Annotated in this window: 21 protein-coding genes; 10 read left to right on the top strand and 11 right to left on the bottom strand. The window is 72.4% G+C overall.

All coding sequences use genetic code 11. The features are described 5' to 3' along the window. Window positions 1–198: 198 nt before the first annotated feature. The 3 genes from thiE to thiS are packed head-to-tail and all read right to left on the bottom strand — an operon-like array spanning window position 199 to window position 1,844. Entirely contained in the window at window positions 199–855 is a 657-nt protein-coding gene (gene thiE / locus IT293_19155) for a thiamine phosphate synthase (protein ID MCC6766784.1), read from the bottom strand. Then, the gene (locus tag IT293_19150; protein MCC6766783.1) at window positions 852–1,625 is read right to left on the bottom strand and encodes a thiazole synthase; all 774 of its coding nucleotides are present in this window, start codon (window positions 1,623–1,625) and stop codon (window positions 852–854) included. The genes thiE and IT293_19150 overlap by 4 nt, the downstream gene beginning before the upstream one ends. Before the next feature lie 18 nt (window positions 1,626–1,643). Beyond that, a complete protein-coding gene (gene thiS / locus IT293_19145) occupies window positions 1,644–1,844 on the bottom strand; it encodes a sulfur carrier protein ThiS (protein ID MCC6766782.1) in 201 nt (66 codons plus the stop codon). 142 nt (window positions 1,845–1,986) lie between these two features. On the opposite strand from thiS, the gene alr reads away from it, so the two are divergent. From alr to purE, 4 genes are read left to right on the top strand one after another with little or no spacing between them, the layout of a single operon-like run. Continuing rightward, entirely contained in the window at window positions 1,987–3,105 is a 1,119-nt protein-coding gene (gene alr, locus IT293_19140) for an alanine racemase (GenBank protein MCC6766781.1), read from the top strand. A 12-nt stretch (window positions 3,106–3,117) separates the two neighbouring features. Further along, window positions 3,118–4,725: a bifunctional phosphoribosylaminoimidazolecarboxamide formyltransferase/IMP cyclohydrolase gene (gene purH / locus IT293_19135; GenBank protein ID MCC6766780.1), complete on the top strand. Its 1,608-nt coding sequence runs from the start codon at window positions 3,118–3,120 to the stop codon at window positions 4,723–4,725. A 3-nt stretch (window positions 4,726–4,728) separates the two neighbouring features. Continuing rightward, window positions 4,729–6,015: a phosphoribosylamine--glycine ligase gene (gene purD, locus IT293_19130; GenBank protein ID MCC6766779.1), complete on the top strand. Its 1,287-nt coding sequence runs from the start codon at window positions 4,729–4,731 to the stop codon at window positions 6,013–6,015. Further along, on the top strand, window positions 6,012–6,572 hold the full coding sequence (gene purE / locus IT293_19125) for a 5-(carboxyamino)imidazole ribonucleotide mutase (GenBank protein MCC6766778.1): 561 nt from the start codon (window positions 6,012–6,014) through the stop codon (window positions 6,570–6,572). Before purD ends, purE begins: the two co-directional genes overlap by 4 nt. A 142-nt stretch (window positions 6,573–6,714) precedes the next feature. Here purE and IT293_19120 read toward each other — a convergent pair whose 3' ends face one another. The 6 genes from IT293_19120 to IT293_19095 all read right to left on the bottom strand — a co-directional run bounded on the left by IT293_19120 (window position 6,715) and on the right by IT293_19095 (window position 13,205). After that, window positions 6,715–7,767, bottom strand: coding sequence for an ABC transporter ATP-binding protein (locus IT293_19120; protein MCC6766777.1), 1,053 nt, complete (start codon window positions 7,765–7,767; stop codon window positions 6,715–6,717). Further along, the gene (gene modB / locus IT293_19115; protein MCC6766776.1) at window positions 7,764–8,609 is read right to left on the bottom strand and encodes a molybdate ABC transporter permease subunit; all 846 of its coding nucleotides are present in this window, start codon (window positions 8,607–8,609) and stop codon (window positions 7,764–7,766) included. The genes IT293_19120 and modB overlap by 4 nt, the downstream gene beginning before the upstream one ends. Beyond that, a complete protein-coding gene (gene modA, locus IT293_19110; GenBank protein ID MCC6766775.1) occupies window positions 8,558–9,337 on the bottom strand; it encodes a molybdate ABC transporter substrate-binding protein in 780 nt (259 codons plus the stop codon). Before modA ends, modB begins: the two co-directional genes overlap by 52 nt. Then, window positions 9,334–10,737 (bottom strand): alginate export family protein, encoded by a 1,404-nt coding sequence (locus IT293_19105; GenBank protein ID MCC6766774.1) that lies wholly within the window; start codon window positions 10,735–10,737, stop codon window positions 9,334–9,336. The genes modA and IT293_19105 overlap by 4 nt, the downstream gene beginning before the upstream one ends. After that, window positions 10,734–11,159 (bottom strand): helix-turn-helix transcriptional regulator, encoded by a 426-nt coding sequence (locus IT293_19100; GenBank protein MCC6766773.1) that lies wholly within the window; start codon window positions 11,157–11,159, stop codon window positions 10,734–10,736. The genes IT293_19105 and IT293_19100 overlap by 4 nt, the downstream gene beginning before the upstream one ends. Before the next feature lie 99 nt (window positions 11,160–11,258). Next, window positions 11,259–13,205 carry a potassium transporter Kup gene (locus IT293_19095; GenBank protein ID MCC6766772.1) on the bottom strand — a complete coding sequence of 649 codons (1,947 nt, stop codon included), beginning with the start codon at window positions 13,203–13,205 and terminating at the stop codon, window positions 11,259–11,261. A 167-nt stretch (window positions 13,206–13,372) separates the two neighbouring features. On the opposite strand from IT293_19095, the gene IT293_19090 reads away from it, so the two are divergent. From IT293_19090 to IT293_19075, 4 genes are all read left to right on the top strand, one after another. Then, the gene (locus IT293_19090) at window positions 13,373–14,041 is read left to right on the top strand and encodes a TVP38/TMEM64 family protein (GenBank protein ID MCC6766771.1); all 669 of its coding nucleotides are present in this window, start codon (window positions 13,373–13,375) and stop codon (window positions 14,039–14,041) included. Continuing rightward, the gene (locus IT293_19085; protein MCC6766770.1) at window positions 14,041–14,658 is read left to right on the top strand and encodes a threonylcarbamoyl-AMP synthase; all 618 of its coding nucleotides are present in this window, start codon (window positions 14,041–14,043) and stop codon (window positions 14,656–14,658) included. Before IT293_19090 ends, IT293_19085 begins: the two co-directional genes overlap by 1 nt. A 10-nt stretch (window positions 14,659–14,668) precedes the next feature. After that, complete coding sequence (locus IT293_19080; protein ID MCC6766769.1) at window positions 14,669–15,976, top strand: DUF1015 domain-containing protein; 1,308 nt, start codon at window positions 14,669–14,671, stop codon at window positions 15,974–15,976. Window positions 15,977–16,143: 167 nt separating this feature from the next. Beyond that, window positions 16,144–17,022 (top strand): MoxR family ATPase, encoded by an 879-nt coding sequence (locus IT293_19075; protein MCC6766768.1) that lies wholly within the window; start codon window positions 16,144–16,146, stop codon window positions 17,020–17,022. A gap of 6 nt (window positions 17,023–17,028) precedes the next feature. On the opposite strand, the gene IT293_19070 is transcribed toward IT293_19075, so the two are convergent. Then, on the bottom strand, window positions 17,029–17,331 hold the full coding sequence (locus tag IT293_19070) for a hypothetical protein (protein MCC6766767.1): 303 nt from the start codon (window positions 17,329–17,331) through the stop codon (window positions 17,029–17,031). Between the two features lie 117 nt (window positions 17,332–17,448). Here IT293_19070 and IT293_19065 point away from each other — a divergent pair, with 117 nt between their 5' ends. Continuing rightward, on the top strand, window positions 17,449–18,720 hold the full coding sequence (locus IT293_19065) for a VWA domain-containing protein (protein MCC6766766.1): 1,272 nt from the start codon (window positions 17,449–17,451) through the stop codon (window positions 18,718–18,720). A 13-nt stretch (window positions 18,721–18,733) separates the two neighbouring features. Here the strand turns inward: IT293_19065 and IT293_19060 are convergent, their stop codons facing one another. Continuing rightward, window positions 18,734–19,336, bottom strand: coding sequence for a CoA pyrophosphatase (locus tag IT293_19060; protein ID MCC6766765.1), 603 nt, complete (start codon window positions 19,334–19,336; stop codon window positions 18,734–18,736). Between the two features lie 38 nt (window positions 19,337–19,374). Between IT293_19060 and IT293_19055 the strand changes: the two genes are divergently transcribed. Next, complete coding sequence (locus IT293_19055) at window positions 19,375–19,731, top strand: Rieske 2Fe-2S domain-containing protein (GenBank protein MCC6766764.1); 357 nt, start codon at window positions 19,375–19,377, stop codon at window positions 19,729–19,731. The last annotated feature ends 133 nt before the right edge of the window (window positions 19,732–19,864 follow it).

Genomic DNA, 19,864 nt, shown 5'->3' with positions numbered 1-19,864 from the left:
TCCAGGTGCGGGCCCCGAAGACGCCGCGTAAGGTGAGAGTACGATCAGGGCTTAGACGGTAGCCGACGATCGAGTCAAGGGAATAATACCAATGGAGTCAGGGAACTTTCTGGCGCGAAGCAGGTATTCCCTTCACGCCCTGAACGTTGGCTCCGCTCGACGGCAGGTGCCAGTCGACGGCAGGCGCCTGCGTGGTCCCTAAGGCGATCGCGATGTCGCCCGCCCGCGCATCGCCGCCGCGAGCGCGCGCGTCTCCGCTGCCGGATCGGGCGCGTCGAGGACGGCGCGGATCACGGCGAGACCGTGGGCGCCGGCACGACGGACGTCGGCCGCGTTCGAGCTCGTGATACCCCCGATGGCGATCACCGGGCACGCCGCGCGCCCGACCCCGGTGGCGAGGGCTTCGAGCCCGAGCGGAGGACCGTAGGCCTCTTTCGACGGGGTCGCGAAGACGGGGCCGAGAACGACGTAGTCCGCTCCGTCGGCGGCGGCCCGGGCGGCTTCCTCGGGGGTGTGGGTGGAGCGGCCGACCCATGGTTCCGGTCCGAGGAGGCGGCGCGCGGCGGCGATCGGGAACGCCGCCGCCGGGAGGTGGATGCCGTCGGCGGCGGCCGCGAGCGCGACGTCGGCGCGGTCGTTCACGACGAGCGCTGCGCCGTGCGCGCGCGTGAGCGCGCGCAGCGCGCGGGCGGCGACGAGGAGCGCGCCGCCGCCCGCGCGCCGATCGCGGAGCTGGAGCGCGTCGGCGCCGGCGGCGAGCGCCGCGGCGATGGTCTCCCGCCGCGCCATCGCGTCGTCGACGGTGACGACCAACATCACGCGCGGCGCGCGCGGCGTCGCCGCGCCCGCGGTCATTGGATCAGGCCGGAGAGGGGGCTCGACGCGGTGGCGTAGAGCTTCCGCGCGATGCGGCCGGCCTTGAACGCCTTCCGTCCCGCCTCGACGCCGAGCCGCATGGCTTCGGCCATGAGGAGCGGATCGGCGGCGCCGGCGATCGCGGTGTTCATGAGCACGGCGTCACACCCGAGCTCGAGCGCCGCCGCGGCGTCGGACGCGGTGCCGACGCCCGCGTCGACGATCACCGGCACCTTCGCGTGCTCGAGGATGATGCGGAGGTTGTAGGGATTGCGGATGCCGAGGCCCGAGCCGATCGGCGCGGCGAGCGGCATCACGGCCGCGCAGCCCATCTCCTCGAGGCGCTTGCAGGCGACCGGGTCGTCGGTGACGTAGGGCAACACCTGGAATCCCTCGCCGACGAGCTTCTCGGCGGCCGCGAGCGTTGCGGCGACGTCGGGGAAGAGCGTCCGTTCGTCGCCGATCACCTCGAGCTTCACGAGGTCGCCGACGCCGGCGTCGCGTGCGAGCCGACACGTGCGGATCGCGTCCTCCGCGGTGTAGCAGCCGGCGGTGTTCGGCAGGATCGTGTAGCGCTTGGGGTCGAGGTGATCGAGCAGGTTCGGGGCCTTCGGGTCGGTGATGTTCACCCGTCGCACCGCGACCGTGACGATCTCGGCGCCCGCGATCTCGACGGCGCGGCGGGTCTCCTCGAAGTCGCGGTACTTCCCCGTGCCGACGATGAGGCGCGACGTGTAGCTCCTGCCTGCGAGAACGAACGGATCGTGCACGGAGTGCTCCTTTGCGGCTCAGCCGCCGCCGACGAAATGGACGATCTCGACGCGGTCGCCGGCGGCGAGTCGATGTGTGTCGTACGAGCCGCGCGGAACGACGTCCTCGTTCACCTCGACGGCGACGCGCGCGGCGGCGACGCCGAGGCGCGCGAGGAGCGCGCCGACCGTCATCGGCTCCGGCAGATCGTACGGCTCGCCGTTGACGGTGAGAGACAGCGAGGGCGACATCGATGCCCGAGCGTGCCATGCCGGCGCGGTGCGCGCAAAATCCGGCGTCGCGGGGAGGAATCCTTTACAACCCGCCGACCCTGGGCTACGAGGTCCGTTCTTCGTTTTCCGACTCGCGACGACACTCCAGATGGGACCCGAGCTGCAGGCGAGGCCGACCGTCGCCGAAATCGACGGGCGCGCGCTCGCCGACAATTTCGCCGAGCTCGGGCGGATTGCGGGCACGGTCGGGGTGCTGCCCGTGGTGAAATCCGACGCGTACGGTCACGGCCTGACGCTCGTCGGTCGCCTGCTGCGCGACGCGGGCGCGGAACGCTTCGCCGTCGCGACCGCCGCTGAAGGGCGCGATCTGCGGGCGGCCGGCGTGCAGGGGACGATCGTCGTGCTCGGCGGCGTGTATCCGGCGGATTACGCGACCGTCGTCGAGTCGCGCTTGGCGCCCGTCGTCTGGGAAGCCGAGACGCCGCGGGCGCTCGCGGAGGCGGCGCGCGCCGCCGGCCGCGTGGTCTCGCTCCACGTGAAGGTCGATACCGGCATGAGCCGGCTCGGCATCGCGCCCGCCGATACGGCGGATCTCCTCGCGAGCCTCGCCGGGATCGACGGCGTCACCGTCGAGGGCCTGATGACGCATTTCTGCGACGCGGAGAGCGTGGAGGGCCCCGAGACGCGGCGGCAGCTGGAGCGCTTCACCGCCCTGGTGCGCGCGCTCGAGGCGGCGCGTCTCAGGCCCCGCTTCGTGCACGCGGCGAACAGCGCGGCGACGCTGGTCGCGCCGGCGGCGCACTTCGATCTCGTGCGTCCCGGGATCGCGCTCTACGGCATCCACCCCGCGCCGGAGCTCCGCGCCCGCGCCCGCCTGCGCCCGGTGATGCGCTTCGTCACCCGCGTGATCGCGCTCCGCCTGATCGGCGCCGGCGATGCGGTCGGCTACGGCGCCACGTTCGTCGCGCCGCGGCCGAGCGTGATCGCGACGCTGCCGGTCGGTTATGCCGACGGCTATCCGCGCGCGCTCTCGAATCGGGCGCAGGTGAGCCTGCGCGGCGGCCGGGTGCCGATCGCGGGGCGCGTCTGCATGGACCAGATCATGATCGACGTGACCGACGTCCCGGGCGTCGCGATCGGCGACGAGGTCGAGCTGTGGGGGCGCGACGTGCCGGTCGAGGAGGTCGCCGCGGCCGTCGGTACCATTCCCTACGAGCTCGTGACCCGCGTCGGGGCCCGCGTCCCGCGGGTCGCAGCCGAGCAATAGGAGGAGGTTCACATGGCACGCATCGCGCGCGCGCTCGTGAGCGTCAGCGACAAGACGGGGTTGGAGGGCCTGGCCCGCGCGCTCGCCGCGGCCGGCGTCGAGATCCTCTCGACCGGGGGCACCGCGAAGGCGCTCGTCGCCTGGGGCATCCCGGTCACCGCGGTCAGCGACTACACCGGGCAGCCGGAGATCCTCGACGGACGCGTGAAGACGTTGCACCCGAAGATCCACGGCGGCATCCTCGGCATCCGCGGCGAGCCGAGCCATCGCGAGCAGATGGCGCGCCACGGCATCGGCCCGATCGACCTGGTGGTCGTGAACCTCTATCCGTTCGAGCAGACCGTCGCGCGGCCCAACACGAAGCTCGCCGAGGCGATCGAGAACATCGACATCGGCGGCCCGTCGATGGTGCGGTCGGCCGCGAAGAACCACGCCGACGTCACGGTGCTCACCGATCCGGCCGACTACGAGGAGGTCATGGCCGAGCTCGCGCGTGACGGCGGGGTATCGGCGGCGACCAATCGCCGGCTCGCGCAGAAGGCGTTTGCGCTGACCGCACGCTACGATGCCGCGATCGCCGACTACCTCGCGGCGGCGACGAACGACAAGCCCTTCGGGCCGAGCGCGCGTCTCGTCGGCGTCAAGGTGCAGGATCTCCGCTACGGCGAGAACCCGCACCAGCGGGCGGCGTTCTATCGTGACGCGGCGCCGGTCGACGAGCCGTCGGTGACGAACGCCCGCCAGATCCACGGCAAAGAGCTGTCCTTCAACAACCTCGTCGACGCCAACGCCGCGCTCGAGTTGGTGAAGGAGTTCCGGGTGCCGGCGGCGGTCGCGATCAAGCACATGAACCCCTGTGGCGTCGCCATCGCCGCCGAGCTCGTCGACGCGTTCGCCAAGGCGCGGGCGTCCGATCCCGTCTCGATCTTCGGCGGCATCGTCGCCGTGAACCGGGTGCTCGACCGCGCGACCGCCGAGGCGATGCAGGATCTCTTCCTCGAGGTGGTGATCGCGCCGCGCGTCGCGCCGGCGGCGATGGACGTGTTCCAGTCGTCGAAGAAGCTCGCCAACGTCCGCGTGCTCTCGCTCGACCTGGACGAGGAGGTCGACCTCTTCGATGCCGCCCGCGAGGCCTGGCGCGGCCCGGCGGGACGCAGCCGCGACGTGAAGCGCGTGGTCGGCGGCTTTCTCGTACAGGACCGCGATCTGGCCGAGGTCGACGTCACCAAGTGCGAGGTCGCGACGACGCGGGCGCCGTCGGCCGACGACCTCGCGGCGCTCGATTTCTCCTGGCGCATCTGCAAGCACGTCAAATCGAACGCGATCGTCGTGACGAGCCGCGATCAGGTGATCGGCGTCGGCGCCGGCCAGATGAGCCGGGTCGACTCGGCCCGGCTCTCGATCCTGCGCGCGGGCCAGGCCGGGCTCGCGACGGCGAACACGGTCGCGGCGTCGGACGCGTTCTTTCCCTTCCGTGACGGGCTCGACGTGCTCGCGGCGGCGGGTGTGCGCGCCGTCATCCAGCCGGGCGGCAGCGTCCGTGACGGCGAGGTGATCGCCGCGGCGAACGAGCACGGCATGACGATGATCCTGACCGGCCGGCGTCACTTCCGGCACTAGACCATGCGGATCCTGGTGGTCGGCGGCGGCGGCCGCGAGCACGCGCTCCTCTGGAAGCTCGCGCAGAGCGCGCGGAAGCCGGAGCTTCTCTGCGCGCCCGGAAACGCCGGAACCGCCGAGCTCGCGGAAAACTGTGCCGTCGCCGCGGACGACGTCGCGGGGCTCGTTGCGCTCGCCGAATCGCGCGACGTCGATCTCACGATCGTCGGTCCGGAGCTGCCGCTCACCGCGGGAATCGTCGACGCCTTCGAGGCGAACGGTCGGCGCATCTTCGGGCCGAGTCGCCGCGCCGCCGAGCTCGAGGGCAGCAAGGCGTTCATGAAGTCGCTGCTGGCGCGCCTCGGCGTGCCGACCGCCGCGCACCGGACGTTCCGCGAGCACGCGGACGCCGTGCGGTACCTCGAGACGGTCGGCGCGCCGGTCGTGCTCAAGGCCGACGGCCTCGCGGCGGGCAAGGGCGTGCTGGTCTGCGACGACCTCGCGAGCGCGCGCGCCGGCCTCGAGGAGATCATGGTGCGGCGCGCCTTCGGCGCCGCCGGCGAGCACGTGGTCGTCGAGGAGTTCCTGCCGGGCGAGGAGCTGTCGTTCATGGCGCTCACCGACGGCACGACGGTTCTGCCGCTCGCGTCGTCGCAGGACCACAAGCGCGTCGGCGACGGCGATACGGGTCCCAACACCGGCGGCATGGGCGCGTATTCGCCGGCGCCGGTGCTCACGCCCGCCCTCGAGGCGGAGGTGATGGAGACCATCGTGCACCCGGTCGTCGCCGGGCTCGCCGCCGACGGAATCGTCTACCGCGGCGTGCTCTACGCGGGGCTCATGATCGCGCACGGGCGTCCGAAGGTGCTCGAGTTCAACGTCCGCTTCGGCGATCCCGAGTGCCAGGTGCTGATGATGCGGCTGCGCTCGGATCTCGTCGATCTCGTCGAGGCCGCGATCGCTGGCCGCCTCGCGGGCTGCCGGGCGGAGTGGGACCCGCGGCCCGCGGCCGGCGTCGTGCTCGCGGCGGAAGGCTACCCCGGAGATCCGGCGAAGGGCGATGCGATCGCGGGCGCCGCCGGGCGGCCGGCGTCGACCGAGCGGGCGCTCTTCCACGCCGGCACCGCGCGGCGCGGCGCCGAGGTCGTGACGAGCGGCGGACGCGTGCTGACGGCGTGCGCGCTCGGTGCCGATTTCGCGAGCGCGATCGCCAACGCGTACGAGGTCGTCGCGAGCGTCGGCTTTCGCGGCATGCACTATCGGAAGGACATCGGATACCGCGCGCTCGCGCGCGTCGGAGGGGCGAGATGAAGAAGACGGCGAACGGGAAGGTGAAGAAGGCGCCGGCGGCGCCGCGGGTCGCGATCCTCATGGGGAGCGACAGCGATTGGGGCGTCATGTCGGCGGCGTCGGATCGGCTCGCGAGCTTCGGCGTCGCGCACGAGGCCCACGTCCTCTCGGCGCATCGCGCGCCGGAAGAGACCGCGCGCTTCGCTCGCGACGCGAAGAAGCGCGGCCTCGCCGTCTTCATCTGCGGGGCCGGCGCGGCCGCGCACCTCGCGGGCGCGGTGTCGGCGCAGACGACGCTGCCCGTTCTCGGCGTGCCGCTCGACGCGTCGGGGCTCGGCGGGCTCGACGCGCTCCTCGCGACGGTGCAGATGCCGGCCGGCATCCCGGTCGGCACGCTCGCGATCGGCAAGGCCGGCGCCGACAACGCCGCGATCCTCGCGGTGCAGATCCTCGCCCTCTCCGACCCGCATCTCGCGGCCGAGCTCGAGGGCCACAAGGTCGGACTCGCCGAGGGCGTCGCCGAGAAGGATCACCGGCTCCAGGAGGCGATCGCCGCCAAGCGTTCGTCCAGGAAGTAACGCCGCGTGCAGCACGGCGAGATCGGCGGCATCCTCCGGAGTCGCCGACCCCGTCCGCGAGCTGCGACAGCGTCCCGACGAGGCGCTCCCGGCTCCCGGCAGACGCGACGGGGTCGCGGCGCTCGTCCGGGCGTCCCGGGTTTCACGCCGGATAGGTCGTGATCTCGGTCGCTTTGACGGTGACCCAGAGTGCGCCGCCGCGGTCGAGCTCGAGTTCGGCGGCGGCGGTACGTGTGACCTCGGCGACGAGCGGGAAGGGCACCGCCAGGTGGACGCGGACGCGGGTCCCTTCGTCGTCGACCGCGACCACCGTGCTCGCCAGCACGTTTCGCGGGCTTCCCTCCGGCTTCGCGCGGTGGAGCGCCACGGCGCGCGGATGGACGACGACGAACACCTCGCCGGCCTCGGCGTCCGGCACTGTCAGCGCGGCGCCGGCGTCGAGCGTGACCACGTCCCCGTGCGCCCGTCCGCAGAACCAGTTCACTCCGACGAAGTCCGCGACGTAGCGCGAGCGCGGGCGCGCCGTGACCTCGAGCGGCGCACCCGCCTGGACGACCCGGCCCGCCTCCACCACCACCAGGCGATCGGCGAGGGCGAGCGCGTCGATCGGATCGTGGGTCACGATGAGGCGGATGCCGCCGAAGGACGCGAGCTGGCGGCGCAGCTCGCGCCGGACCTCGGCCCGCGTCGCGACGTCGAGGGCCGAGAGCGGCTCGTCGAGCAGGAGGAGGCGCGGCTTCGGCGCGAGCGCGCGCGCCAGGGCGATGCGCTGCGCCTGGCCGCCCGAAAGCGACGCCGGGCGGGCGTCGGCGAGCGCCTCGAGCCCGAGGCGCGCCAGCCATTCACGCGCGCGTTTCCGCGCCACCATGCGGGAGACGCCCGTGAAGCGGAGCCCCGACGCGATGTTGTCGAGCACGCTCAGGTGCGGGAAGAGGAGGGCGTCCTGGAAGACGACCCCGAGACACCGGCGCTCGGGCGGAATCCACGTTCCGGTCGCGGTGTCCTCGTAGACCACGCCGTCGATCGCGATGCGCCCCGCGCTCAGCCTGGCGAGCCCGGCGATAGCGCGGAGGAGCGTCGTCTTGCCGGCGCCGCTCGGGCCGAGCACCGCGACGACCTCGCCGCTCGCGATGCGCAGGCCGATGTCGAGCGTGAAGCGGTCGCGGCGCACCACGATCGCGGCGTCGAGGCTCACGTGAGGCCTCCGAGCCAGCGGCGCCGCAGGCCCACCAGCACGGCGAGCGACACCGCCAGCAACACGAGGCTCAGGACGAAGGCCGATTCCGGTCGCGTCTCGAGCGCGAGGTACACCGCCAGCGGCAAGGTCTGCGTGCGACCCTCGACGTTGCCGGCGAACGTGATCGTCGCGCCGAACTCGCCGAGCGCGCGGGCCCACGCCAGGATGGCTCCGGCCTGCAGCGACGGCCGGACCAGCGGCAGCGTCACGCGCCGGAAGACGGTCCAGCGCGACGCCCCGAGCGTGCGGGCGACCTCCTCGAGCCGCCGGTCTGCCGAGCGGAACGCGCCCTCCATGGTGAGCACGAAGAAGGGCATCGCGACGAACGTCTCGGCGAGCGTTGCGCCGGCGACCGTGAACGGCAGCCGGATGCCAAACCAGGCGTCGAGCCACGCCCCCAGCATGCCGCGGCGGCCGAACACGACCAGCAGCGCGACCCCCGCGACGACCGGCGGCAGCACGATCGGGAGCGTGGTCGCGGCGCGCAGGAGCCCCTGGCCCGGGAAGGTCGTGCGGGCCTGGATCCAGGCGAGCGGCAGGCCGAAGGCGACGGCGAGCCCGGTCGCCGCGACCGAGCACACGAGCGACAGCCGGAGCGCGGCCAGGATCGGCGGGGCGGTGAGCTCGCTCCAGAGCGTGGCGAGGGGCGCGCGCCAGAGCAGCCCGACGAGGGGCAGAGCGAAGAACGCCGTCGCCGTCGCCGCCAACGACACGACGGCGAGCGGCGGCCGCTCGCGATGATGCTTTGTCAGGGTGGCAGGAATCCGTGCGCTCCCAGGATCGTCGTCCCGGGACCGGATAGCACGAACGCCACGAAAGCCCGCGCCGTCTCGGCGTGCGTCGCCTCGCGGAGGATGGCGATCGGATACTCGGCGCCGACGGCGTGTGCGGGCGCGAGATCGACCCCCGTGATCTTGTCGGCGGCGGCCCGGACATCGGTCGCGTAGACGATGCCGGCGTCGGCCTCGCCGAGGGCGACCTTCGTGACCACCGCTTTCACGTCGGTCTCGCGGCTGCCGGGGGGCGGTGCGAGCGCGGCCTTGCCGAACGCCTCGAGGGCGTATTTCCCGCACGGTACGGTCTCCCCGCACAGCACCACGACGAGCCCCGGACGGACGAGGTCGGCGAGGCCGGCGATGCGGTGCAGATTCCCCTTGGCGACGGCGATCTGCAGCACGTTGCGCGCGAAGACGCGCGGCGCCCCGGCGACGGCGCCCGCGTCGACGAGCTTCCGCATGTTCGCTTCGTCGGCGGCCGCGAACACGTCGGCCGGGGCGCCCTCGCGGATCTGCTGCACGAGGGTCGGCGAGCCCGCGAAGTTGAGGGTGACCTTGGTGTCCGGGTGCGCCGCCTCGAACGCGGTTGCGGCGGCGCGGAAGGAGGCGGTCAGCGAGGCGGCGGCGAAGACGACGACCTCGCGCGTCCGCGGCCGGGGCGATGGGTCGGCGGCGTGCGCCCTTACCGACGAGGTCGCGACGGAGGTCCAGGCGAGCAGCAGCGCGGTCAGGAGGCGGGCGGTCGTGGTCACAGGGTCACCGTGAGCTGCGTGTAGAAGTAGAGCGGTGACGCGTCGACGGCGCCGGGCGCGTCCTTGGAGAACTCGCCCTTGGCGAGGTAGGCGCAGCCGAGGTCGAGCACGAGCCGGCTCGGTCGCACGTGCCAGCGGACGCGCCCTTCGATCTGATGCCCGAGGAAGGCGCCGGAGTTCCCCGCGGGGTCGCGGAGGCCCGCTGTCGTCCAGGCGTCGCGGTCGGCTTCGAGCCACGTGGGGCGATAGGCCACGAACGCGTCGACGTCGGATCGCGGCGCGACCTCGAGGCGGAGGCCCGGGCTGTTCAGGTTGCTGCGCGCGAGCGCGCCGTAGAGGCTCGTCGGCCCGAGTTCGAAGCGGCGGGCGCCGAACAGGGGATCGAAGCGGTTGTTGTCGCGGTCGTTCGGGGAGGAGTCGCCGCTCGCGACGTCGTACTGGAGCACGAGCCGCGGCGTCCACGGCGCGTCGAAACGGTACCCCGTCGAGGCGTGGATGGAGAAGGCGAGATGATCGAGGTCCCTGGTGTCCTTCGCCGCGGTCGATGCGCGCGACTCGCCGGCCTGCAGCATCGACTCGAGCTGGAAGTCGAGGCGACCGGTCGCGGGCGGCCGGAGGATGCGGAAGCCCGGTGTCGCGAGGCGGCGGTTCGCCGACGGCGCGTCGTGGCGGTCCCCCTCCATGATGCCGACGACGTAGGCCTCGAGACGCGCGTCGGCGTAGAGCGCCGGCGAGGCATAGAAGAGCCCCCAGAGCGCCGTGCGGTCGTTTTCCTGATCGAGCTCGATTTCATTGTCCTCCAGCCGCTCGGGATCCGTCGGGAGGCGGACGACCGGCATCGTCGCGAAGCCGCGGATCACGTGCCGTCCGGGGCTCGTCCACTGCAAGTCGAGACCCGTGAAGGCGTTGATGGTGTTGCGGAACTCGTTGCGGGCGACGAGCCGCCGGCTGCCGAGGTCGATGGTCATGCGTCCCGCGGTGAGCGCCAGCTGATCGCCGGCGCGGAAGGCGTTCGCCTGACGCCATCCGAGGTAGGCCTGGAGGACCTCGAGCGCATCCACGGCGGTCGTGTTGAGCGGCGTCTGATCGTCGGCGTAGGCGCGGGAGTCCTCGATCTCGACGCCGGCAGAGAGGCGCTGGATATGGAGCTCGGCCGCGAGGAGCGTCCGCAGGACGGCCGCGGTTTCGTCCTTGCCCGCGGAGCCGGAGCGGAAGTCGTTCTGGAGGTGCTCGAAGCGCGACCGGTGCTCGAGCCGGAGCGAGAGCCAGTCGGGGGTGGCGAGCAGGCGGTGCAGGGGGCCGGACGGCGGCGGCGTCGCGATCTGGGCCGGGGCCGGCGGCGGCGCCGCCGCCAACGCCCAGACGAGCAGGACGGCCCCGATCGTGCGTCGGTGGCTCATGTGTTTTTCGACCGGGAGCCGGGAAGCTCGATGACGACGTTGGTGGCCTTGACGGCGGCGACCGCCCGCACGCCGGGCGCGAGCCCGAGCTCGTCCGCGGCCTCGCGCGTCATCAGCGAGACGATGCGATGCGGGCCGGCGTGGATCTCCACCTGGGCGGCCACCTTGTCCTTGACGACGCGCGTGACGATCCCCGGGAAGCGGTTGCGCGCCGAGCGGGCGACGATGACGTCGGCTTCGGGTGCGCCGAGGTTGGTCACGAGGAAGCGCGCGAGCTCGGCGCCGGCGACGACGCGGTGGCCCGCGGCGGTGCGCCTGGTGCGGAGCTTCCCGGTGTCGGCGAGCCGGCGGACGGTGTCCGCGCTGGCGCCGAGGATGGTCGCCACCTCACCGATGCGAAACGTCGAAGCGCGTGTAGGCATGGGGCCGCTTCTTCGCATATGCGAGCTTCAGACGCAACGAGCCCCGCAAAGGCCAGGTGTCAATCGTTACCTGGCTAGCGAATGCAAGAGAAGTTCCCGTCAGATCTCGATCTGCGCGCCGAGCTCGACGACCTCGTTGGCGGGGATGCCGAAGAACTCGGTCGGCGACCGGGCGTTCTTCGCGAGGAAGGCGAAGAGCACGCGCCGCCAGCGCGGCATGTTCGAGCGGCCGGTCGCGATGAAGGTCTCGCGGCCGAGGAAGTAGCTCGTGCGGCCGCGATAGATGGCGAGGCCCTGCCCGGCGGCGAGCGTCATGACCTCGGGAACGTTGGGCGTCTCCATGAAGCCGTAGCGCGCGATGACGCGCCAGAAGCCGGCGTGCAGCTGCGCCACCTGCACGCGCTGGTCGTCGGGCACCGTCGGCTCGTTGAGCGTGACGATGGTGAGCAGCACGACCTGCTCGTGCAACACCTGATTGTGCTTGAGCTGGTGGAGGAGGGCCATCGGCGTGCCCTCCGCGTCCTGCGTCATGAACACCGCCGTGCCCTTCACGCGCGCCGGCGGCTGCAGCTTCATGCTCGTGAAGAAGTCCTCGAACTTGATGCGCACCTTCGAGAGCTCGCGGTAGCGCCAGCGCGCGCCCATGCGCCAGGTGGTCATGATGCTGAACACGCCGAGCGCTGCCACCATCGGGAACCAGCCGCCGTGGAAGATCTTCGCGAGATTCGCGCCGAAGAAAGCGAGATCGACCGTGAGGAAGAGCGCGACGAGGCTTCCCGCGCGCAGACGCGACCACCCCCAATGCGTGTGGGCGACCGCGTAGAACAGGACGGAGGTGACCGCCATCGTGCCGGTCACGGCGATACCGTAGGCCGCCGCCAGCTTCGACGAGCTGCCGGCGACCATCACGACCGCAATGCACGCGAGCGCGAGCGCGCCGTTCACGCTCGGCACGAAGATCTGTCCTTCGGTAGTCGCCGAGGTGTGGACGATCTGGACACGGGGGATGAAGCCGAGCTGCACGGCCTGCTGCGTGAGCGAGAAGGCGCCCGAGATCAGCGCCTGGGAGGCGACCACGGTCGCGACCGTCGCGATCAGTACCATGGGATAGAGCAGCATCGACGGGACGAGCTCGTAGAAGGGCCGCTCGACGGCCGCGCGGCATACGGCCGCCGCGGTGCCTTCCGGTCCGTCGCAACTGTGGATCAGGAGCGCGCCCTGCCCGAGGTAGTTGAGGAGCAACGCGGGGAGCACGACCGTGTACCAGGCGGCGCGGATCGGTTGGCGGCCGAAATGACCCATGTCGGCGTAGAGCGCCTCGCCGCCGGTGATGCAGAGCACGACGGCGCCGAGCACGAGGAAGCCATGGTAGCCGTGCGCGAAGAGGAAGGTCGCCGCGTGGCGGGGGTCGAGCGCCAGCAGCACGCCGGGCTCGCGCGCGATCCACGGCGCGCCCGCCGCCGCGATGCTGATGAACCAGACGAGGGTCACCGGACCGAACACCGCGCCGACGTTCGCGGTGCCCCGACGTTGTACGAAGAACAGCGCGGCCAGGATGAGGACGGTGATCGGCACCACGAACGGCTCGAGGCTCGGGGCGCCCACCTCCAGGCCCTCGACCGCGCTCAACACCGAGATCGCCGGCGTGATGACGCCGTCGCCGTACAGGAGGGCGGCGCCGAAGAGGCCGAGCGTGATCAAGTGCGACCGCGGCTGGTCGGCGGGTCGTAAGAGCGCCAGGAGCGCCAGGATGCCGCCCTCGCCGCGGTTGTCGGCCCGCATGATGAACGTCAGGTACTTGACGACGACGACGATCAGCAGCGACCAGAACACGAGCGACAGGATGCCGAGGACGTTCGCGTGCGACGGGTGCAGGCCGTGCTCGATGCCGAAGCACTCCTTGATGGCGTAGAGCGGCGACGTGCCGAGGTCGCCGTAGACCACGCCGAGGGCGGCGAGGCCGAGCACCAGCACGCCGGTCCCGTGCCTGGCGGTGTGCGGAGTGGATCCGTCTTCGGAGGAAGAGTCCGTAACCGGCGCGGACATGCGAGTCGGGCCGATCTATCGCCTTTCCGTCCCGCCGACAAAGCGGGGGCCGGAGCGCGTGGCGACCTTGGCCTCGCCCGTGTGATTCTCTAGATTGCGCGCTGCGCGATGATCCCGAGCGCGATCATTCTGGCCGAGCCGCGTTGCCCCGCTCGTGGAGCGGCGCCGTGAGGTCGCGCGCCGGGTGGCGCCTCGCGCTCCTCGTTACGGCGCTCGTCGTCGCGGGGCAATGGCTCCGGAGCGAGCTCGGCCTGCATCCGTCGGTCGACGCCGTGCGCGCGTGGGCCGAGGCCCTCGGCTGGCACGCGCCGGCGGCCTTCTTCGTCCTGGTCGTCCTACGGCAGCTGATTCTGCTGCCGGCGGTCGTGCTGCTCACGGCGGGCGGCTTCATCTTCGGCGGTCCCCTCGGCACGATGCTCGGCGGCACCGCGATCATCATCTCGGGCGTGGTCAACTTCGGGCTCGCGCGCCGCATCGGCGACACGATGGTTCCGGCGGAATGGCGGGCGCGGCTGCGCTACCTGACGACGCGCGGCGCGACGCCGGTCGCGCTCTTCACGGGGGTCGCGACCCTCCATCCCGTCGGTCCGTTGATGGCGGCCCATTGGACGGCGGGCTGCTCGACGCTTGCCACCTCGACCTTCCTCGCCGTCGTCGTGCCGGCGAGCTACGCGCGGGCGGCGGCGCTGGCCACGTTCGGGTCGACGATCGGCGAATGGGGGTCGTCCGAGTCCCTGCTGATGACCGGGGTGCTGCTGGCGGCCGTGATCGTGCCGCTCGCCGTGCCGCGCCTTCGCCGCCGGCTCTTCGAGTGGCCGGCGACGCCGAGCGACTGATGGCGGCGCGCGAGATCGACGCGGCGCTCGCGATGCTCCGCCGCGGCGGCGCGGTCGTATACCCGACCGAGACGTTCTACGGGCTCGGCGCGCGCGCCCTTTCCTACGAGGCGGTCGCCGGGATCGCGCGGCTCAAAGGCCGCGATGCGGGGAAGCCGATCGCGCTCGTCGTCGCCGACGCGGGGATGCTCGGCCGCGTCGTGGCGCACGTTCCGGCGCCGGCGCGCCGTCTCGTCGACGCGTTCTGGCCCGGACCCCTCACGCTCGTGATGCCCGCGCACGCCGATCTGCCGCCCGCGCTCACCGGCGGGACCGGCATGATCGGCGTCCGCGTGTCGAGCCATCCGATCGCGCGGGCGCTGGTGACGGCGCTCGGCGAGCCGCTCACGGCGACGAGCGCCAATCCGGGCGGCGCGGGGCCGGCGCTCGACGTCGCGGAGGCGCGGGGGTACTTCGGCGACGCCGTCGCGTACGTGGACGGCGGCCGTCTCGCTGGCGGCCTCGGGTCCACCGTGCTACTCGTCGTCGGCGACGCGGCGCGGGTCATCCGTCGCGGCGCGACGCCGATCGACGCGCTCCGAGGCGTGCTCGGAACGACGCCACTCTCGAACGTCTAAGGAAGATCCCGTGGCTACTTTTCGATCGTTTCCAGGACTGCGCTACGACGCCGGCGTCGTCGGCGATCCCGCGGCCGTCACTGCGCCTCCGTACGACGTCATTGACGGCGCGCAGCGCGATCGCCTGTACGCGCAGAGCGACTACAACGTCGTGCGCATCGACCTCTGTCGCGATCCGGATCCCTACGGCGGCGCCGCGGCGACCCTCGCCGCCTGGCGCGAGGAGGGCGCCGTCGCTGTCGACGCGAACCCTTCGCTCTATCTCTACGCGCAGAAGTTCCCGCTTCCCGACGGCTCGACGCGCGACCGCGTCGGCGTGATCGGCGCGCTCCGGGTCGAGAGCTTCGAGTCCGGGAAGGTGCGGCCGCACGAGCGGACGCTGCAGAAGGCCAAGGACGACCGCTTCGCGCTGCTGCAAGCGACCGGCGTCTCGCTCTCGCCGATCTTCGGGCTCGTGTCGGCGCCCGGGCTCGATCTCGCGGCGCTCGTCCCGACGACCCGGCCGCCCGACGTCGACGTGCGCGGCAAAGACGGCTCCCACGACCGCATGTGGCGTCTCGACGACCCGCGGGTGATCGCCGAGATCGAGGCGCGCGTCGCGCCGCACGAGGTCTTCATCGCCGACGGTCACCATCGCTACGAGACGGCGCTCCGCTACCGTGACGAGCGCCGCGCGGCCGCCGGCGCCGGCGCGCCGCCGCTCGGCGAGGCGCCCTACGACTACGTGCTCTGCTATCTCACGACCATGGAGAACGCGGGGCTCGTGATCTTCCCGACCCATCGCGTGCTGGCGACGCTGCCGCTCGTGCCGGAGGCGCTGCGCGGCGCCCTCGCCGAGCATTTCACGGTGGAGGAGCTGCCGTGGTCCGAGGACGGCCTCGCGGCCATGCTCCGCCGCCTCGACGCGGCGGCTGGCGACCGCACCAGCGACAGGGCGCACCTCGGCGTCGCGGTGCGCGGCGCGACGCAGCTCTGGTTCTGCACGGCGCCGACGCACGCGCTGCCGTTCGCGACGACGGTGCCGCCCGCGCTGCGCGTCCTCGACGTGACCGTGCTGCACCAGATCGTGCTCGCCGGCATCCTCCGGCTGCCGATCGGCGAGCGCGGCGGCGCGCCCGGCCTCACGTACACGCAGGACGCGCGGCGCGCCCTCGGCCTCGTCGACCGCGGCGAGGCGGCCGCCGCGTTCTTCCTTCCCGCGACGAGCGTCGGCGATCTCCGCGCGGTCGGTCTCGCCGGCCTCACGATGCCCGAGAAGTCGACCTACTTCTTCCCGAAGCTCCTGACCGGGCTCGTCTTCTACTGCCTCGACGATTGAAAGGTACCATGGACCTCATGGCCGTCCTTGCCTTCTCCGGCCTCGACGATTGAAAGGCACCATGGACATCACGGCCGTCCTTGCCTTCTCCGGCCTCGACGATTGAAAGGTACCATGGACCTCATGGCCGTCCTTGCCGTCTACGGCCTCGACGATTGAAAGGCACCATGGACATCACGGCCGAGGCGGTGCGGGCGGGCATGACGGCGGCCCGCTACGTCACCACGCCGCGGGTCGAGACCGTCGTGTACCTGGCGCTCGTGCTCGAGAAGCCGCTCCTGGTCGAAGGACCCGCGGGCGCGGGCAAGACCGAGCTCGCGAAGGTCGTCGCCGCGATGCTCGGGACCGAGGTCATCCGCCTGCAATGCTACGAGGGCCTCGACGCCTCGCACGCGCTCTACGAGTGGAACTACCAGAAGCAGCTCATGCGGCTGCAGGCCGACCGCGAGCACGCGGGCTGGGACGAGCTCAAGGACCACATCTTCTCGCGCGAGTACCTGCTCGAGCGTCCGCTCCTCAAGGCCATCAGCGCGCCGCGACGGACGGTGCTCCTGATCGACGAGATCGACAAGGCCGACGAGGAGCTCGAGGCGTTCCTCCTCGAGGTGCTGGCCGAGTCCCAGGTGACGGTGCCGGAGCTCGGAACGATCGTCGCTCGCGAGCGTCCGGTGGTGGTCCTCACGTCGAACCAGCGGCGCGAGCTCTCGGAGGCGCTCAAGCGGCGCTGTCTGCACCTCTATCTGGACTTCCCCGGCGTCGAGAAGGAGCGCGAGATCATCGCGCTCAAGGTGCCGGCGCTCGACGCGCAGCTGCGGATGCGGGTCGCGGAGTTCGTGGCGCAGCTCCGCAGGCTCGGGCTCAAGAAGTCGCCGAGCATCGCCGAGACGCTCGACTGGGCGCGTGCGCTCCTCGCGCTCGGCATCCGCGAGCTCGAGCCGGAGCCGGTGCGGCGGACGCTCGCCGTGTTGTTGAAGCACGAGGAGGACTTCCGCAAGGCGGAGCCCGCGATCGCCGGCCTCGGCAGGACGCCGCCGGCCAAACGTTGAGGCGGATCAGCCGAAGAGGCGCTGCGTCCACGGCACGAACGAGAGCGTCGTGTACGCCGTGAGCGTGAGGGCGAGGCCGAACACGGCGAGCCGGCGGCGTGGCGTCGCGGCGAGCACGAGCACGAGCACGATCGCGAGCGCCTTCGCCGCCACGAGCGTCGGACCGGCTCCGAAGCGGCCGAATCCCGCGAGCAGGATCGGATTCATCTCGCCGTGCTGCTGCCAGCCGACGTACGTGGCGACGCCGTCGAAGAGCTGGAGCGCCAGGTTCAGGACGACGAGGATCGCGAGCTGGATGCTGCCGTGCACGTCCCTCGGGAGAGCAACGCCGGTGCCACGCAGGTTGGTGGAAATCCTCGAATTCTCTGGGAGGCGGGTGCCGCAGCGGCGCACGATCGCGGGTGCGCGCCCGCCTCGTCGCAAGAAATGAGGACGCGGATCGAGGCGCTCGTGGCGGCTCTTCGCCGCGACGGCGTCGCCGTCAGCATCGCAGAAGCCATGGATGCCGCGCGGGCGGCGGCGGTGGTGGGAGTCGACCGGACGGCGCTCCGCGAAGCGCTCGCCGCGGCGCTCGTGAAGGACGAGCGCGACCGCGCGACCTACGTCGCCGCGTTCGAGGCGGTCTTCCCCGCGCGCGGCGCCGCCGCCGAGGCGGCGAGGCGGCGGCGCGCGCGCGGCGCGGGAGAGGGAGGAGGAACGGGCGGTGGGGCGCCGACGTCGGCGGGCGGCGGGCGGCGCGACGAACGGCGGCCGGCCGCGGAGCGGGAGCCTCGCTCGGGGCCGGCGCGCGGCGCGCGCGGAACGGAAGGTCGCGAGGAGGACGCGCGGTCCGTGCACGCGGAGCCGCGCGAGCGCGACGCGGAGCCGCGACGAGAGGGCGACGACCGGACCGCTGCGGCATCCGCGGCTCCCGCCGCCGCGCGCCGCGCGTCGGCGGACGACGCCTCGACCGCGCCCGGCGGCGGCGCGACGCTTGCCCGCCTCGACCGCGAGCGCCGGCTCCTCCGCCTTCCGTTCCGCGCGATGAGCGCCGCCGACGTGGAAGCCTGCGCCGAGCTCGCGCGTACGATCGCCGCGCGGATCACGGCGCGCCTCCGGCGCCGCTTGCGGGCCCGCCCGCGGGGCCGCCTCGACTTCCGACGCACCATCCGCGCCGCGGTTCCGCGCGGCGGCGTACCGTTCGATCGGCGCTGGCGCGGCCGGCGCCCCGGCGCGCCGGACCTCGTCGCGCTCTGCGATCTCTCGGCGTCGGCGGCGACCGCGACCGACTTCTTCCTCGCACTCCTCGCCCCGGCGGCCCCGTGCTTCCGCCGGGTCCGCTTCTTCGGTTTCGTCGATCGTCTGGTCGAGATCGAGTTCGTGGAGGGACAGGTGCGCCCGGCGGCGCATATCGACCTCATGGCCCGCTCCGACTTCGGCCGGGTGCTGCGCGACCTCGCGGAGCGGGAAGCGGACGCGCTCGGGGCGGACACCGTGCTCCTGATCCTCGGGGACGCGCGCAACAACCGCCGCCCGCCGCGGGCGGACCTGCTGGCGGCCGCTCGGGCGCGCGTCCGGCGCGCGCTCTGGCTGAACCCCGAGCCGCGCGAGCGCTGGAACACCGGCGACAGCGTGGTCGCGGCCTATGCGCGGCACGTCGACGCGGTCGTCGCGTGCGGTACGCTCGCCGAGCTCGAGCGCGCGCTCGCGGTCGTGTAGCTCCTGACCCGGGCTAGAGCTGCCGGCCGAGCGCCACGAAGAAGAGCTCGAGGAAGCGGTACGTGAGCCCCCACACGACGTGGCGGTCGGGCTGGCCGACGAGGATGCCGGGATAGTGCACGTCGTGCTGCTGCCGCGGCCAGTAGAAGGGGACGCGGCGCTCTCGGTCCTCGAGGTGCGCCATCGGGACCCAGAGCACGTTGCGCACCTCGGAGTTCGGCGTCGCCGCGACGCGGCGATCGAGATGGTAGACGAACGCCGACACCACCAGCGAGTCGAACCCGGGCGGCGCGCCCTCGACGTCGTCGAGGCGCCCCAGGAGCTCGGCGCCCGCGAGATCCAGGCCGACCTCCTCGAGCGTCTCGCGCTCGGCGGCGTGGCGCGCCGACGCGTCGCCCGGATCGACGCGGCCGCCCGGGAACGCCATGTGGCCCGACCACGGATCGCGCGGGTGCTCGGCGCGCTCGATGAAGAGCAGCTCGCTGCCGGTGTCGGTGCCGTGCAGCACCGCGGCGACCGCCGCGTGCTTCGCGCTCGGCACGAGGATGCTCGGCGCGTGCGCGCCGAGGCGACGCCGGATCTCGCCGACGCGGAGCTTCGGAAGCGGCGTGTCCATTGGTGACGCGGCACCGGCATGCTAGGCAAGGCGCGCGCATGGAGCAATCACGCGAGGTCGTCGTCGCGACCGTCGGCGATCTCGCGCCGGGCACGACGCGAAAATTCCTGCTGCCGACCGCGGGCGATCCGACCGAGGCCTTCCTCGTGAACCTCGACGGCACGCTGCACGCGTGGGTGAACCGCTGCCAGCACGTCGAGATCACGATGGACTGGGTCGAGGGACGCTTCCTCGACGAGAGCGGCCGCTACGTGGTGTGCTCCACGCACGGCGCCCTGTACGAGCCGGATACCGGAAAGTGCGTCTCCGGCCCGCCGTTCGGACGTTTCCTCATCCGCGTTCCGCTGCGCGTCGACGGCGATCGCGTGATCGCGACGGTGCCCGAGGATCTGTAGCGGTGATCACTCCGGCTCGTCGCCGAAGTGGGCGCGGATGATCCGCTGCTTCAGGTACTCGAGGGTGCCGAGGTCTTCGACGATGTCGCCGCCGGTGTCGTAGAAGAAGATCTCGCCGCTCTTGTTGCGTCCG

Source organism: Deltaproteobacteria bacterium, assembly GCA_020848745.1.
In the GTDB taxonomy this organism is placed as follows: domain Bacteria; phylum Desulfobacterota; class Binatia; order UTPRO1; family UTPRO1; genus UTPRO1.
The sequence above is the reverse complement of the archived record's forward strand: the minus strand, read 5'-3'. Positions and strand labels throughout refer to the sequence as shown.

What these genes read in the sequence shown, in the direction of transcription:
- thiE (MCC6766784.1), bottom strand. Translation starts at nt 855, where the DNA reads ATGACCGCGGGCGCGGCGACGCCGCGCGCGCCGCGCGTGATGTTGGTC.
- alr (MCC6766781.1), top strand. Translation starts at nt 1,987, where the DNA reads ATGGGACCCGAGCTGCAGGCGAGGCCGACCGTCGCCGAAATCGACGGG.
- purH (MCC6766780.1), top strand. Translation starts at nt 3,118, where the DNA reads ATGGCACGCATCGCGCGCGCGCTCGTGAGCGTCAGCGACAAGACGGGG.
- purD (MCC6766779.1), top strand. Translation starts at nt 4,729, where the DNA reads ATGCGGATCCTGGTGGTCGGCGGCGGCGGCCGCGAGCACGCGCTCCTC.
- purE (MCC6766778.1), top strand. Translation starts at nt 6,012, where the DNA reads ATGAAGAAGACGGCGAACGGGAAGGTGAAGAAGGCGCCGGCGGCGCCG.
- IT293_19105 (MCC6766774.1), bottom strand. Translation starts at nt 10,737, where the DNA reads ATGAGCCACCGACGCACGATCGGGGCCGTCCTGCTCGTCTGGGCGTTG.
- IT293_19100 (MCC6766773.1), bottom strand. Translation starts at nt 11,159, where the DNA reads ATGCCTACACGCGCTTCGACGTTTCGCATCGGTGAGGTGGCGACCATC.
- IT293_19095 (MCC6766772.1), bottom strand. Translation starts at nt 13,205, where the DNA reads ATGTCCGCGCCGGTTACGGACTCTTCCTCCGAAGACGGATCCACTCCG.
- IT293_19085 (MCC6766770.1), top strand. Translation starts at nt 14,041, where the DNA reads ATGGCGGCGCGCGAGATCGACGCGGCGCTCGCGATGCTCCGCCGCGGC.
- IT293_19075 (MCC6766768.1), top strand. Translation starts at nt 16,144, where the DNA reads ATGGACATCACGGCCGAGGCGGTGCGGGCGGGCATGACGGCGGCCCGC.
- IT293_19065 (MCC6766766.1), top strand. Translation starts at nt 17,449, where the DNA reads ATGAGGACGCGGATCGAGGCGCTCGTGGCGGCTCTTCGCCGCGACGGC.
- IT293_19060 (MCC6766765.1), bottom strand. Translation starts at nt 19,336, where the DNA reads ATGGACACGCCGCTTCCGAAGCTCCGCGTCGGCGAGATCCGGCGTCGC.
- IT293_19055 (MCC6766764.1), top strand. Translation starts at nt 19,375, where the DNA reads ATGGAGCAATCACGCGAGGTCGTCGTCGCGACCGTCGGCGATCTCGCG.